Below are 15,277 nucleotides of genomic sequence, written 5' to 3' on the forward strand. Positions count from 1 at the left end.
TAAATCCCTGCTAATCTATTTCGAAACCGTGCTTTTCGGCGAAAGATCTCCATTTCTGAAATTTCTTTTCATTTTTAAAGGCCGGATCTTCACTATAGTAATATATTAAGCGTTGAGTTGCATATTCATAAGCACTGTAAGCATTGGCTTGTTCAAAATACTTAATGGCTTTTTTCAGATCTGTTTTTACCTCCATGCCGAGTTCGTACATAATACCGTAATAAATCCCTGAATATGACTGATCATAGTCTTTCTTTAAGTATACCAAAAGATTTTTATAATCTCTTAACTGGTAATAGATTTCTGAGATTTTATCGTAATTATAGTAGTATTTTTTCTCGGCTTTCTGATAAAAATCCAAGGCTTTAGTGTAATCCTGCAGCACATGTTCTCCAAAATAATACAGATCACCCAGGTTGACAAGTGCCAAACCGTCACCAAGTTCAGCGCTTTTTCCATACGCCTGAATTGCTTTTTTGATATTAAAAGAATACCCTATTCCGTTGTGGTACAAAGCCCCGATATTGTTCCAGGCTACAGGATGGTTTCGTTTTGCCGCTTTTTCATAGTAGATGATTCCTTTTTGTGGATCAAACAATGATTCTATTTCAGGATCGGTAAATAGTATTCCTATTTCTACCAGACTATCTATGTCACCCTTTTGAGCAGATAACTCAAACAAGCGAAGTGCTTCGTGGTAATTTTGATTTTCTTTTGCATCAAAAGCCATTTTTGTAATGGTTCCGGCGTCCATGAATTGTTCGGCGTTTTTGCCTGCCTGACTTTTCCAACGGTTATAAAAGGAAGTAAAGTATTCTAAATCTTTTCCCCGGAATGAATACCGATCCAAATAAATCGCACCATATTCAGAAGCCTCTACCCGATGAATGTTTTTATCTTCATTCATTCTAAACATATTTTCATCCTGATATAGAAATAACAAACCTTCTTCTGTTCTATAATTCAAAGGATTGGAAATATAATCGTACCATTGAGCTGACAGGCCATTCTCAAAATCGAACAGCTGATACCTTTCATTTTTTTGAACCGATAAAAATCCATTTTCCAAATAATGAATCTGCTTAATTTCTGATTGGGGAGCAATTAACCAACTTCCATTGTCTGCATCAAAAAGTCCTGATCCTGTTTGGGTTTCCAGGATAAAGACATTGTTTCTATATCCGGCATTTGATTGTGCCTTTACTTTAATAACAGATTCATTTTCTAACAGAAACTTATGCTTTAAAGTGTGATAAATTTTCCAGTTCTTATCTTTACGAACAGCAAGAGTTTCAAAATTATCGATTAAAATCAGTTGATCCGCCTCGTCTATGATAATACGGCCTGTTTCATCTATTAATTTTCCTTTTTTATCAAATTTGTTTGGTTTAATCCAGAAACAGGTACTTGTTTTTATGATACTTCCTTCTAAAAAATCACCCAGACAGTTTCCTTCTTTGGTATAATATCTGCGCTTGCCGGTTCCTTTTTGCTTGGTGAAAAACAGCTCGGGAAAATAATCGTATTCATAAGGGCTTTCGCTTTCAATAGGAATAACCAGTGTGTTTTCATCATTGTAAACACCAAATTGCCCGTCTTTTTCTACGCCTAAGAATCCATAGGCTACTCTTTCAATGGCATCATAATCGGGAGAAACCATCCAGGTATTTGAATAAATTTTTAAAATTCCCGATTTTCCATTCACTTTTACTTCGCCTAAAGGTTCCTGCGCAAAATCGAATACATCAAAAGCTTCTTCATACACTGGAGAAACCCATTCTTTTCCGTCACTTTGCAGATAACCGAACAAACTATCTTTTTGAATCACAGATATACTGTAATTATAGTCTGCTTCAAAAATATCATCATAAATAGCTGGGGCCAAAATACCCCCTTTTGCATCCTTCAGACCAAATTTCCCATCCTCTTCAAATATTGAGGATGCTGCCTTTTTATAGGCAAGTTCCTCAAAATATCCCAATCCGTAATTAATCCAGTCTGTTTGTAAAATTTCGAGAAATGAGGAATATCCGGTGTGCGAGAACAAAGAATCTAACAGCGAAAGATTCTGAGCTTCCACAGCCTTTTTATAGAGTTTGCTTTTCTGCTGAATTTCTACCAGCCATTCCTTTGCCTGTACTTTATGTTTTTCTTCGTTCATGTTGAAAACATCCGTTGCATTCAATACAAAAGAGTCGTAAGGCAGAGCTTCCAGAAACTCAAACATTTTATTAACAGGTTCGTAGTACGTTTTCTTATAATGCAGTTGATAGGTATCTGCCAGCAGATTGAAAAAGTAACGCAACTGAACAATTCCCTGGTTTTTATCTGAGAAAAACTCGACGCCTTCTACTTTAATATCTTCTGCCAGTAAGGGATACAGTAATAATGGAATTTCGTAGTTCCACTCGCCCAGATAGGTATCAAATGTCTGATTCGATTTCTGATCGTAATTGTATAAATAAATCCGGTGTGCCATTCGCTACATTTTACCTGTCGGAAAGCATTAAAAACACTCCCAATTACAGTGATTTTATTGAAATTAAATACTCGTGTTTTGTGAAGCTGTATTAAGTATATTCAAAACAGATAACTGCTTTTTTCAGCTCTTTGTCATGAAACAAATACAATTGATCTGCTGCTGTTTTTTGAAAATCATATCCTTCCAGACACGCAATATAATCCATCAAAGTATTATCATTTTTGAAAGGTTTTTCCAAAAGGTTACATCCTGAGTAGTTACATAATTCAAAAGGAAGTTGACTGGTATTGATTTCATCAAAGATTCCCTCTGTTTTTGATTGAATTCTTTCATGCAAATATTCATTGGGATCATCATTTTCCAGATCCTGCACTGTCAGTTTACGCAACCGTTCTAATCTTCTTATATCACCTACCTCTAATCCAGGCCGATTAAAATCCCTGTCATATAGTTTTACATTTTTCTTGAAGTATCCTTTTAATAATGAATACATGGCACTATTCATATTATATTCAATTTCATCATCTGAATACTGATGACCATAATTTTCCGGATCAATTTCTTTGGAAAAGGTAAAATAATTCCAGTCTGCATCGAATTTATATTTACCATCAATGATATCAAAGCCAATCATATCCGCTTTTGTAAACCGGGTGTAATATTGGGAAGTAGAAGATCCAATTTGCCCGTCAAAAAGTTCTTTCACTGATACAATGTGCAGCCACGTATCATCCTGAGGATCTATCAATTTTAGATTTATTGAACAAACCGGCAGAAAATATTTTTTATGATTTTCGATATCATCATAAAATACATCTTCATATTCCGGGAAAATTTTTATTAAATCTGCCATTTCTATTTTCTTATGAGTTGTAACTGCTTTCCTTTTTCCACAATATCAAAAGTCATTTCTTTTGCTGGCCTGAAAACTTGTGTGGGAGCCTCGCAGGTTCCTGATTTACGAATACTGTCAACTTCCATTTCTATTTGATTGGCCTGTACAAAATAATATCTGCCATATATTTTTGTAAAACAGTCATTTCCACATTGCCAGCTGTCAAAACTTTCAAATCTTTCTTCATCCACAAAGTTGACTGCATGAAAATTGAGAATTAATGCAGAATCCACCCTCTTTGACAGCTCATAGGTTGTATCACCATCCGGAGCAATAAGTCCGCCACTATCAATAATCCAATGGGTATTTTTCAATTCATTCGGAAAATTCGTTTTTTTTCTCCCTGGATTCTTGCAGCTGGTGAATAGTATCAAAATGATGCTCAGCAATATTACTTTTACAGCTTCTTCTTCACTCAATTTTATTTGGCTAGTGTTTTTACCCATACTTTTTTAGTGTTTGTTCGAAATAAGAATTTATCTTTTAATTGGGTGTGAAAAAGAAAGCTATAAAAGTTATAAAAAATATTTATATAAGTAAATGCGAAAATGGCTTTAAAATCACGAGGTTTTTCACCAAATTATTTTAATATTTTCCCGGATTAAAGGTAACAAAAGGGGTTGCATGAAAATATCCCTGATAATAGGGGTTTTTCGTTTTTCTATTTTTTAGAATCTATTCCATCACATCTTTAGGGCATATAAATTTCAGCCTGTTCAAATAATATCATATAACAATAGAATGCGGTTAAAACGACTCCAATAAGTCCGGAAATAAGAAATCCGAAAATATAATAACGCCCTGTTTTATTTTTCTTTCGTATAGAATTTATAATAAAAATGATGAGCGTGCATAAAAATCCTGTTCCGAAAAATAGAATCAAAACAGCAAGAAATAACATTCTTTCCAGGTGTAAATCTGCAGATGAAAGCATAGTATAATTAGTTTAGAATGAGTCTCACTTAATAAGACTATTAAATTATTGTTCTTTGTATTCTTTTCCGGAGTAAATATCAATATAGTAATAGGTGTTTTCTCCGGAACTACGTTTAATACTTACCAGACCGTCAGAATTAATGGAATTATACGTTTTTGATCCAATATCCCTTTTATTCTCATTGTCATAAAGTGTATATAAGCCATCTTTTTCTTTTTGAAGTGCATAGATCTGTTTATCCGTATCCAAAACCGAAATATCATTGTATTCAGGCTTGATTTCCCAGATATTTTTGCTTCTGTTCCACAGACCTTTTGCCCTCAGTTGTTTTTCATCTTCAATGGGAATAAGGTATAAATCATTCATGCTGTGATAAGAATTTATTTTTCCGAATTTCCAGTTTTTATCAATGAACTGATCGGGTAAAATCATTTTTCTGTCCGGCCATACAAGGTTTCCTACCTGATCCAGCACTTTAAAATTATAGGTACCAATAGAATCTGTGACGTTTCCTTTGGTATCAATATAAAGCCAATCGTATGCCCAGATATTATGATCATAATTAAAAACACCCAGCAGAAAATAAGGCGAATTGGTAATAGAATACACTAAAGATGTTTTCTTTATGAAATCAATCTGCGAAGCGGTTGCTTTTGTAATTTCTTTCGGAAAGACCTTTTCATACTGTGGAAAAGGATAAATATCCTGGGTTTTGCTGTCTGCTAAAAGCTTGGGAACTTCCGGATCATACCGTTCTTTATTAACCTGTTTCAGCATTATCATTTCCTTCCCAAACTGAATTGAAAGTGTTTCTGTACCTTTTAATTCTTTGTGAAGTGCCTTTTTTTGATCCAATCCATATATCAAAAAACTTGCATTGGAACCTTTGATAAAGCGTTTATCTTCCAATAATTCAGTAATCCCATTTTCAATTTTATTTAAATGGCCTTTTTTGATTTCGTAAATGTTTCCATTCCAAAAGAGGTGTTTTTCATCTACAGAAACAAAATTCAGATAATAATTTTCTTCCAGGTAAGGAATGTCTTCATTGAGTAAGATTTGTTGGGTTTCTACAACGCCAATCTCAATTTTATGGTAAGTCTGTTCTTTTTTAATACCACTTCCCATGATATTCCAATCCCATTTCCAGACAGGCATTTTCTTTTCGTATTCAATCTCTTTTTTATAAAATGTAAGTCCACCGACAACATTTAAACCTATTGCGCTGGCTGAAAAATCTAAAACGATCTTTCCACTTTCATCAATGACAGCATATTCATTTTTTTCATTTTCAACAACCGCAAAACCTCTAGGAGTAAATAGGGATGCGTTTCTGAATTTTTGTTTGCTGACAGGTTGTAAACTTATCTTATTTACATAAATAAAATCATTCTGCTTCGTTAAAAACGGAACACTACTGATACTTTTTGTTTTTGATGAAACCAACGGGAAATTATCTTTTTTTTCCTGGGTACATGCCGTAACTGAAGTCAGCATAAAAAGGATACTGCATACTATTGTTTTCATACATCGAAATTTTATTCATCGTATTCGTCAATATTAGAGAGAAATAAAAAACACTGCAATCCCGATTATCAGCTATATTTTAGGTAAAAAATCCATTAACAGAGATCTTTTATCCTTTTTAAGGTCATAATATATAAGAATAACTGATAGTAAGAGATTATAGAAAAGACCGCCCTATTCGTCCAGATTAAAAATTACTTTCACATCTCACTTTTTTTCCGTAATTTTGCACACTATTATTCCTAATGTCTTTAGGAGTAACCAAAACAGATATTGATAACAAAAACAATAAAAAAGCAGAACAATGCCAAAATTAAAAACGAAATCAGGTGCTAAGAAACGTTTTGCTCTTACCGGATCTGGTAAGATCAAAAGAAAAAACGCTTACAAAAGTCACATCTTAACTAAGAAAGAAACTAAGCAGAAGAGAAATCTTACTACTACTTCTTACGTAGCTAAAGTGGACGAGAAAAGTGTTCAACGTCAATTAGCAATTAAGTAGTTTTTATAAATCTATATTCGGTTTATAAGAATTCAAAACAAATTCAACATTTTAACCCTGAAACGGTGCAAATAAGAGTAACATCAGTTGCCGCCCTTTTCAAAAAAACAATTTAAATTATGCCAAGATCAGTAAATGCCGTAGCTTCAAGAGCTCGCAGAAAGAAAATTTTTAAGCAAGCTAAAGGTTTTTTCGGTAGAAGAAAGAACGTTTGGACTGTAGCTAAAAACGCGGTAGAAAAAGCAATGCAATATGCTTACCGTGGTAGAAAAGAGAAAAAGAGAAACTTCAGAGCACTTTGGATCACTCGTATCAACGCGGGAACTAGAGAGCACGGAATGTCTTACTCTCAATTTATGGGAGCTCTTAAAAAGAACAACATCGAACTTAACAGAAAAGTTTTAGCTGATTTAGCAATGAATCACCCTGAAGCTTTCAAAGCTGTTGTAGATCAAGTAAAATAATGTAGAATAGATTTTGTTATCAATATAAGTCCCGGGTTTTCCCGGGATTTTTTTGTTTTATATTTTTTAATCTCGTGTGTTTTCAATTCAAAATTCAGTTTCAGCTCCTACTAATTTTAGTTTCATTTGATATATCCTTAGTGACATCTGCGGGGATAGATAATTAAATACTAAATATTTAACATAAAACAATGAAAATAATAGAAAAATATAAACAAATACAATCTATTAAATGAACACCAACCTAGTATAATAATAAAGTGCATAAAAAGACATATTGTTATTAAAAAACAAACATTTTGATTAAAACAGACTTAATTATTAACAATAAATAATGATTTATTGCTATATTTACAATCTATAAAAAGAAAGTATCAAAATGAAAAAAGCTGCAGTTTTTTTGCTGACTTCCATTGCACTCCAAAATATAGATGCACAGAGTTTTATTCAGGCTTATAAAAACCGGGCTGATATGGTCACGCAAGCCAATATCAGTACCAATCTTCAGGAATTTGCCGGGTTTGGAATAAAAAAAACAGGTACAACAGCTAATAATAATGCACTGGACTGGCTTAAAAACAAATATCTGTCTTATGGATATACTGCCAGTGACTTTTCTGAAGATGCTTTCACCTACGGAGGCAATTCGTCAAAAAACCTGATCATCACCAAAACCGGAACTTTGTATCCCAACAAATATGTTATTATCTGTGGGCATTACGATACCATTGTAGGGCCTGGGGTGAGTGATAATGGCAGCGGAACGTCAATCATTCTTGAAGCAGCGAGAATTCTGAAAGATATTCCTACAGAATATTCTATCAAGTTTATTCATTTCTCCGGAGAAGAACAAGGCTTGGTAGGAAGTAACCATTATGTAAACAATGTAGCTTACCAGGGAGGTACAAAGGTTCTGGATATAAAACTTATTTTAAATATTGACCAGGTAGGTGGACTTATAGGAAATAATAACAACACCATTACCTGTGAAAGGGATACAGGCGGAATGTCTGCAAATAATACAGCCTCCAATACTATGACCCAGGAACTGATGACCTGTACCAGTCTCTACTCTCCTCTTCAGACCAATCTGTCTTATGCTTACAGCTCAGATTATATGCCTTTTGAAGCTAAAGGATATACGATTACAGGATTCTATGAATACCTGAGAAGTGAAAACGAGCATACAGTAAGTGATACTTTTGCCAATCTTGATCCTGTATATGTTTTCAATGTAGGAAAAGCGGCTGTAGGAGCGCTGCAGCATTTTGCCGTTGCCACGACATCGAATAATCTTTTGAGTACCCATGAGAACGCAGCACAGAAGTCAGCAGAAGAAATAAGAATTTATCCTAATCCTGCTAAAGATCTTATTACAGTGGAATTTCAACAAAAAGTAACACAATTCAAAGTTGAGATTAATGACATGGTAGGAAATATGGTTTTAAATGTTGAAAACGAAGAAAAAATAAACACATCTGGTCTTAAAAACGGAGTTTATATGGTTACCATCAAGACCGATAAGGGAAATACCACAAAGAAAATAATCATTAATAAATAATGTCAGGGTTGAATACTGATAAGGGTCAACTGTTATCAGTATTTCATGCATTACCATCATAAAATGAAGAAAATCACTACTTTTTTACTGGCTTCCATTGCCATGCAAAGTCTTGGAGCTCAAAGTTTCATTCAGGCTTATCAGGACAGAGCGAATATGGTAACTCAGACCAATATTACCACTTACCTTCAGGAGTTTGCTAATTTAGGGGTAAAAAAAACAGGGACAGCAGCAAACAATAATGCTTTTGAGTGGCTTAAAACCAAATATCTTTCCTATGGATATACTGTCAGTCAGATGGCAGAAGATCCTTTTACTTCAGGAAGTTATAATTCTAAAAACCTGGTCATTACAAAGACTGGAACAGTGTATCCAAATAAATATGTCATCATCTGCGGGCATTTCGACAGCATTACCGGTTTGGGAATCAATGATAACGGAAGTGGAACTTCTATTATTCTAGAAGCAGCCAGAATCCTGAAAGATGTACCAACGGAATATTCTATAAAATTCATACATTTTTCCGGGGAAGAACAGGGACTTCTGGGAAGCACTCATTATGCCAATACGGTAGCCTATCAGGGAAGCATCCGTGTTTTGGATATCAAACTTGTCTTTAACCTGGATCAGGTGGGCGGTGTAATGGGAAATAATAACAATACGGTTTACTGTGATCAGGATCTTGGAGGACTTACCTCTAATAATGCGGCCTCTGCAACGGTGACCCAGGAACTGAGAAATTGCACAGCGCTTTATTCTCCTCTTCTGACAGCTGTAGATCCTGCTGAAGACACAGATTACATTCCTTTTGAGCAGAAAGGCGAAGTGATTACAGGATTTTTTGAAAGAATCAGAAGTACATATCCACATACGGTAAATGACACTTTCGCCAATACGGATCCCGTTTACATTTATAATATAGGAAAAGCATCCGTGGGGGCACTTCAGCATTTTGCTGTTGCTACAGGAACACTGGGAACCCATGAAGCTGTCACAAAAAATACATTAGAAACTGTAAAAATCTATCCAAATCCAGTAAAGGATGTTATCAATATTGACCTTCCTGATTCGGGAATTAAGAATTTCACTTTTGAAATTACTGATTTCCAGGGAAGATCTATTTTCAAAAGAACCAATGAAACAAAAATCAATGCTTCGGGATTGGAAAATGGTGCTTATCTTGGAATTATAAAAGTCGGAGATCAGACTGTAGTAAGAAAAGTGATGATTGAAAGATAGTTCGCATTACATATCATTAAATTATAAAACCTTTGAAGCTGTTCAAAGGTTTTACTTTTCAGAGATTACACAGATTAAAGCATTTGTAACACACTTACATCTTTCAATGCGAAATCTATTGATAACATAGTAAAATTTTCATTTTATTTTAAAACATTAAACACTTCGTTGTGATTTATTTACTACATTCGTGTTACCAAAATAATATCATATATGAAAAAATTTACAACAGTTTTATGCACTGCATTAATGATGCAGAGTATAGGGGCTCAAAGTTTTATCCAGGCTTATAAAGACAGAGCGGATATGGTTACCCAGGCAAATATCACAGCCAATCTTCAGGATTTCGGCAATCTGGGAGTTAAAACTACGGGCTCACAGGCTAATGTCAATACGATGAACTGGATAAAAAACAAATATCTTGCTTATGGATATACTGCAAGCCAGATTGAAGAAAGTCCTTTTACTTTCGGGAGCACCAGTTCTAAAAATTTAATTATCACCAAAACAGGAACACTTTACCCCAACAAATATGTTATTATTTGCGGGCATTTTGACACTATTTATGGCCCTGGAGTGAATGATAACGGAAGCGGAACGTCTATTATTCTTGAAGCCGCAAGGATTCTGAAAAATGTTCCGACTGAGTATTCTATAAAGTTCATTCACTTCTCTGGGGAAGAACAGGGATTGAAAGGAAGCAGTCACTATGTAAATAATGTCGTGTATCAAGGAGGTGTTCGCAAATTAGATATAAAGCTGGTCTTTAATCTTGATCAGGTAGGCGGTGTTAAGGGGAACAACAATAATACGGTGTACTGTGACGAAGATCAGGGAGGTCTTTCCAGCAATAATGCAGCTTCCGCAGCAGTAACTCAACAGCTGAGAAATTGTACGGCACTCTACTCTCCTCTTCAAACTGCTGTAGATCCGGCTGAAGATACCGATTATATTCCTTTTGAGCAGAAAGGTGAAGTGATTACGGGCTTTTTTGAAAGAATCAGAAGCAGTTATCCTCACAGCTCTAAGGACACTTTTACCAATATGGACCCTGTCTATGTATATAAGATTGGAAAGGCTACTGTAGGTGCCTTACAGCACTTTGCAACCGCTTCTACCACTATAAGCAAACCAGCATCTAAAAACGCTTTAGAAACAGCAAAAATCTATCCTAACCCTGCCAGCAACGTTCTCAACATTGAATTGCCGGATGCTAAAGAAAGCAATTTCAGTTTTGAACTCAGCAATGCTATGGGAAGATCAATGCTGAAAGTAAACAATGAAAGAAAAGTTGATGTGTCAACCCTTCAAAACGGAGTGTATATTGGAGTTTTAAAAGTAGGAGATCAAACTCTTGTTAAAAATATCATGATTGAAAGATAAAACATATCTTTATATTCAGAATAAAGAAAACAGCAGGGGGGCTCTCCTGCTGTTTTTGCATTTCCCAGGTACCTCATTTTACTTTAAACAGTCATTTTGTAATGCTAATTCTTTAATTTTGGAAATTATATCTTTATCATTAATATATCCATCTTTGATATCTGTCAATAATTCTTCCAGTGTTACTTTATAAAGATCTGCTTCATTATTGGATAAAAAATCTATTATCTCATCAAAGGCATTATCATAATCTTTTAATTTACAATAAGATAAATATTTCATTTGAGAAGCCATTTCATTTTTAGGATCTTTCTGCAATAATTTATCAGCAATTTCAATTGCCCAATCATATTCTTCTAAATTAAACCAACAATTTGACATGAATAACAACCTGTAGTTTTCAGACTTTGAGGATAAGCCATTTAATGTCTCTAAAATAGTAAGTGATAGAATGTATTGTTCACTATCCATCAAATCTTTAGATTTTTGTAGAGGAGTCATGAGTTAAAAGATTAGCCTATTTTTTAAATTAAAAACCATTTATTTTCAAAGACCTCATTTATTCCTGTCCTGAAGAATCTTCTCTATCTCTTCCAATGAAAAACCTTTTGCTTTCAATAAAATTAAGAAGTGATACAGAAGATCTGCAGCTTCATTTTTAAAAAGTTCTTCGTTATTGTCTTTTGCTTCTATTACAAGTTCTACAGCTTCCTCTCCTACTTTTTGAGCCATTTTATTGATTCCTCTCTGATAGAGTGAGTAAGTATAAGAATCTTCAGCTTTAGCATCTATTCTCTGAGATATTTTCTCTTCCAGCTCATATAGGAATCCTTTAGCATTTTTTTCTCCGAAACAGCTGAAACTTCCTGTGTGGCAAACCACATTCTTAGGAACAACTTTAATTAATATGGTATCCTGATCACAATCGATATCAATACTTTTTACGGTCAAAAAATTACCTGATTCTTCTCCTTTTGTCCAGAGTCTGTTTTTGGAACGGCTGAAAAAAGTAACAATCCCTTCCGTTTTTGTTTTTTCAAAAGCTTCTTCATTCATGTAGCCCAGCATCAGCACCTGCAATGTTCTGTTGTCCTGAATTACTACAGGCACAAGTCCGTTATCTTTATTAAAATCTATTTTCATCGCACTTCAATTTTTTGAGTTTTTAATTGTTGTTTCAAATCCTGAATTCCTATTTCATTAAAATGGAAAATACTGGCTGCCAAAGCTCCTGTAGCTTTCGTTTCATTGAATACTTGAATAAAGTCATTTACAGTACCGGCGCCGCCTGAAGCAATCACCGGAATACTGATCGCTTCTGAAACAAGCTTTGTGATTCTGAGATCAAAACCGTTTTTAGTTCCATCACCATCCATAGAAGTTAACAGAATTTCTCCTGCTCCCAAGCGTGCTGCTTCCTGTGCCCATTCCACAGTAGTAAGCTCTTTTGCTTCTCTTCCTCCTTTGATATGAACGAGATCAATATCTCCAACCTGTCTTGTATCAATTGCAACTACGACACACTGGCTTCCGAACTCTTTAGCCAAATCAGAAATAAGCGTAGGATTTCTCACGGCTGAAGAATTGATACTGATCTTATCAGCACCCGCTTCCAAAAGCGTCCTAACATCTTCTACAGATGAAATGCCTCCTCCTACCGTAAAGGGAATACTAAGTTCTTTCGCAATATCTTTCACCAGTTCTACAAATGTTTTTCTATCCTCAATGGTAGCGGTAATATCCAGAAAAACAAGTTCATCAGCACCTTCCTGCTCATATTTTTTAGCGAGTTCTACCGGATCTCCTGCATTTTTAAGGTCTTCAAAATTGACGCCTTTCACTGTAGATCCATCTTTTATATCCAGACATGGAATAATTCTTTTCTTAAGCATTTTCAATAAAGTTTTGAAGTTGTTGCAGGCTTATTTTACCCTCATAAATCGCTTTCCCGATAATTGTCCCGGCACAACCAATATCTTTCATTTTATACACATCAGCAATGCCTGAAATACCTCCACTTGCTACGAGCTGTACTGATGTTTTATATAAAATCTCAATATAAAGCCCTGTAGATGGTCCTTCCAGCATACCGTCTTTTGAAATATCGGTACATATCGTGGTCTGCATACCTTTTTCCTGATATTGAAGAATAAAATCAACAATGTCATGATTACTTTCTTCCAGCCAGCCAGAGGTTTTAATCTTCCGGTTTTCACAGTCTGCCCCTAAAATGATTTTCTCAGAACCGTATTTTTGCAACATTCCGAAACAGAATTCAGGATCCTGAACAGCAATACTGCCTAAAGTGATCTGCTTTGCTCCGGAATTAAAGGCCGTTTCAATATCCTTCTGAGTTTTTAATCCTCCTCCAAAATCAATATGTAGTGAAGTTGAACCAGCGATATTTTCCAACACCTTTTGATTGACAATATGTTTCGATTTTGCCCCGTCAAGATCCACTAAATGAAGATATTGAATCCCAAAGCTTTCAAACTCTTTCGCCACTTCTACAGGGTCTTCGTTGTATATTTTTTTTGTGCTGTAATCTCCTTTTGATAAACGGACACATTTCCCGTCGATAATATCAATAGCCGGAATTATTTTCATGGTTATAAATTTATAAAGTTGCTAACTATCTGATTTCCCACCATTCCTGATTTTTCAGGGTGAAACTGCACAGCATAGAAATTATCTTTCTGCAAAGAAGCACTGAATGGCAGGATATAATCACAAACAGACGTTGTAAAGTCTGATAGTTCACAATAATAGCTGTGAACGAAATAAACATCACTATTCACATTCATTCCTGAAAACAATGGAGAAGTCTGCCCTGACAGCGTATTCCAGCCCATATGTGGAACAATATCTATTGATGGAAATTTTCTGACATTGATATCAAAAATCCCCATTCCTTCAGTATTTCCTTCTTCATTCCCTTTACACATCAGCTGCATTCCTAAACATATTCCTAAAACAGGCTGTGTAAGGCTAGGAATCAGAATATCAAGCTCCTTTTCCTTCAATAATTTCATGGTTGATGAAGCTTCTCCAACACCGGGAAAAATCACTTTATCAGCTTTTAAAATCTGTTCAGGGTCATCGGTAATCACAGAATCAACATTCAGTCTGTTGAGGGCATTCTGAACAGAATTGACATTTCCTCCGTTATATTTTATTATGGCAATCATATTTATAAACTTCCTTTTGTAGAAGGTAAACTGTAATTAGTATCTGACTGATTTACGGCCATTTTAATTGCTTTTGCGAATGCTTTAAAAATAGATTCAATCTTGTGATGTTCATTATATCCTTCTGCTTTGATATTCAGATTGGATTTCGAGGCATCTGTAAATGACTTGAAGAAGTGAAAGAACATCTCCGTAGGTACATCCCCTATTTTTTCTCTTTTAAATTCAGCATCCCAAACCAGCCAGGGTCTTCCTCCAAAATCAATAGCCACCTGAGAAAGGCAGTCATCCATAGGAAGTAGGAATCCGTATCTCTCAATCCCTTTTTTCTTTCCTAAAGCTTTTACAATAGCTTCTCCCAGCACAATTCCCGTATCTTCTATCGTGTGGTGCTCATCTACGGCAAGATCTCCATTTACTTTGATTGTAAGATCCATATTCCCGTGTCTGGCAATCTGGTCAAGCATGTGATCAAAAAAGTGAAGCCCGGTTGAAATTGCTGACTTTCCATTTCCATCAATATTAACTTCAATTTCTATGTCTGTCTCATTGGTTTTTCGAGATACTTTCGCCTTTCTCATTCCTGATTTTAAGAACTGATAGATCTCAGCCCATCTTGTTGCAGACAGCTCAGATTCACCATTAAAGTCTTTATTAAGATAAATAGATTTAGTTCCCATGTTTTTAGCAAGTTGTACATCTGTACTTCGATCACCAATTACATAGGAATTTTCAAGATCATAGTTGCCATAAATATATTTGCTCAACATCCCAATCCCTGGTTTTCTGGTAGGAAGATTCTCATGCTCAAAACTTTTATCTACTAAAATATCACTAAAAATGATGCCTTCATTTTCGAACGCCTGTACCATTTTTTCCTGTGGTTTTATAAAATCTTCTTCGGGAAAACTTTCCGTTCCCAATCCATCCTGATTGGTTACCATCACCAGTTCATAATCCAGTTCATTGGCGATCTTTGATAGGTTCTGGAAAACTCCCGGATAAAACTCAAGTTTCTCCAGAGAATCTACCTGAAAATCCGTGGGAGGTTCAATGATAAGTGTTCCGTCACGGTCTATAAAGAGTACTTTTTTCATTT

15 protein-coding genes are annotated in these 15,277 nt (G+C 35.1%); 5 read left to right on the top strand and 10 right to left on the bottom strand.

The window, feature by feature from the left end:
• Positions 1 to 10 precede the first annotated feature (10 nt).
• From GFU89_RS04030 to GFU89_RS04045, 4 genes are all read right to left on the bottom strand, one after another.
• Positions 11 to 2,479, bottom strand: a complete 2,469-nt coding sequence (locus GFU89_RS04030; RefSeq protein ID WP_318845922.1) for a tetratricopeptide repeat protein — start codon at positions 2,477 to 2,479, stop codon at positions 11 to 13.
• A 91-nt stretch (positions 2,480 to 2,570) separates the two neighbouring features.
• Complete coding sequence (locus tag GFU89_RS04035) at positions 2,571 to 3,335, bottom strand: hypothetical protein (RefSeq protein ID WP_318845923.1); 765 nt, start codon at positions 3,333 to 3,335, stop codon at positions 2,571 to 2,573.
• Positions 3,336 to 3,337: 2 nt separating this feature from the next.
• A complete protein-coding gene (locus tag GFU89_RS04040) occupies positions 3,338 to 3,823 on the bottom strand; it encodes a hypothetical protein (protein WP_318845924.1) in 486 nt (161 codons plus the stop codon).
• 533 nt (positions 3,824 to 4,356) lie between these two features.
• A complete protein-coding gene (locus GFU89_RS04045) occupies positions 4,357 to 5,841 on the bottom strand; it encodes a hypothetical protein (protein WP_318845925.1) in 1,485 nt (494 codons plus the stop codon).
• 304 nt (positions 5,842 to 6,145) lie between these two features.
• Between GFU89_RS04045 and rpmI the strand changes: the two genes are divergently transcribed.
• The 5 genes from rpmI (at position 6,146) to GFU89_RS04070 (ending at position 10,990) form a co-directional block, all read left to right on the top strand.
• Positions 6,146 to 6,343 carry a 50S ribosomal protein L35 gene (gene rpmI, locus GFU89_RS04050; RefSeq protein ID WP_002979658.1) on the top strand — a complete coding sequence of 66 codons (198 nt, stop codon included), beginning with the start codon at positions 6,146 to 6,148 and terminating at the stop codon, positions 6,341 to 6,343.
• Between the two features lie 119 nt (positions 6,344 to 6,462).
• A complete protein-coding gene (gene rplT / locus GFU89_RS04055) occupies positions 6,463 to 6,807 on the top strand; it encodes a 50S ribosomal protein L20 (RefSeq protein ID WP_034694451.1) in 345 nt (114 codons plus the stop codon).
• Positions 6,808 to 7,186: 379 nt separating this feature from the next.
• Positions 7,187 to 8,368 carry a M28 family peptidase gene (locus GFU89_RS04060; RefSeq protein WP_318845926.1) on the top strand — a complete coding sequence of 394 codons (1,182 nt, stop codon included), beginning with the start codon at positions 7,187 to 7,189 and terminating at the stop codon, positions 8,366 to 8,368.
• Between the two features lie 63 nt (positions 8,369 to 8,431).
• Complete coding sequence (locus GFU89_RS04065; protein WP_318845927.1) at positions 8,432 to 9,607, top strand: M28 family peptidase; 1,176 nt, start codon at positions 8,432 to 8,434, stop codon at positions 9,605 to 9,607.
• A 213-nt stretch (positions 9,608 to 9,820) separates the two neighbouring features.
• Positions 9,821 to 10,990, top strand: a complete 1,170-nt coding sequence (locus GFU89_RS04070) for a M28 family peptidase (protein ID WP_318845928.1) — start codon at positions 9,821 to 9,823, stop codon at positions 10,988 to 10,990.
• Between the two features lie 78 nt (positions 10,991 to 11,068).
• Here the strand turns inward: GFU89_RS04070 and GFU89_RS04075 are convergent, their stop codons facing one another.
• Genes GFU89_RS04075 through hisB form a run of 6 tightly spaced genes read right to left on the bottom strand, consistent with a single transcriptional unit; the run spans position 11,069 to position 15,275 of the window.
• The gene (locus tag GFU89_RS04075) at positions 11,069 to 11,491 is read right to left on the bottom strand and encodes a hypothetical protein (RefSeq protein ID WP_318845929.1); all 423 of its coding nucleotides are present in this window, start codon (positions 11,489 to 11,491) and stop codon (positions 11,069 to 11,071) included.
• 54 nt (positions 11,492 to 11,545) lie between these two features.
• Positions 11,546 to 12,133, bottom strand: a complete 588-nt coding sequence (gene hisIE, locus GFU89_RS04080) for a bifunctional phosphoribosyl-AMP cyclohydrolase/phosphoribosyl-ATP diphosphatase HisIE (RefSeq protein WP_318845930.1) — start codon at positions 12,131 to 12,133, stop codon at positions 11,546 to 11,548.
• Complete coding sequence (gene hisF / locus GFU89_RS04085; protein ID WP_318845931.1) at positions 12,130 to 12,882, bottom strand: imidazole glycerol phosphate synthase subunit HisF; 753 nt, start codon at positions 12,880 to 12,882, stop codon at positions 12,130 to 12,132. Before hisF ends, hisIE begins: the two co-directional genes overlap by 4 nt.
• On the bottom strand, positions 12,875 to 13,597 hold the full coding sequence (hisA, locus tag GFU89_RS04090) for a 1-(5-phosphoribosyl)-5-[(5-phosphoribosylamino)methylideneamino]imidazole-4-carboxamide isomerase (protein WP_318845932.1): 723 nt from the start codon (positions 13,595 to 13,597) through the stop codon (positions 12,875 to 12,877). The genes hisF and hisA overlap by 8 nt, the downstream gene beginning before the upstream one ends.
• Before the next feature lie 2 nt (positions 13,598 to 13,599).
• A complete protein-coding gene (gene hisH / locus GFU89_RS04095; protein WP_318845933.1) occupies positions 13,600 to 14,178 on the bottom strand; it encodes an imidazole glycerol phosphate synthase subunit HisH in 579 nt (192 codons plus the stop codon).
• 2 nt (positions 14,179 to 14,180) lie between these two features.
• Positions 14,181 to 15,275 (bottom strand): bifunctional histidinol-phosphatase/imidazoleglycerol-phosphate dehydratase HisB, encoded by a 1,095-nt coding sequence (gene hisB, locus GFU89_RS04100; RefSeq protein WP_318845934.1) that lies wholly within the window; start codon positions 15,273 to 15,275, stop codon positions 14,181 to 14,183.
• Positions 15,276 to 15,277: the final 2 nt, after the last annotated feature.

It is taken from the genome of Chryseobacterium sp. JV558 (assembly GCF_033712365.1).
In the GTDB taxonomy this organism is placed as follows: domain Bacteria; phylum Bacteroidota; class Bacteroidia; order Flavobacteriales; family Weeksellaceae; genus Chryseobacterium.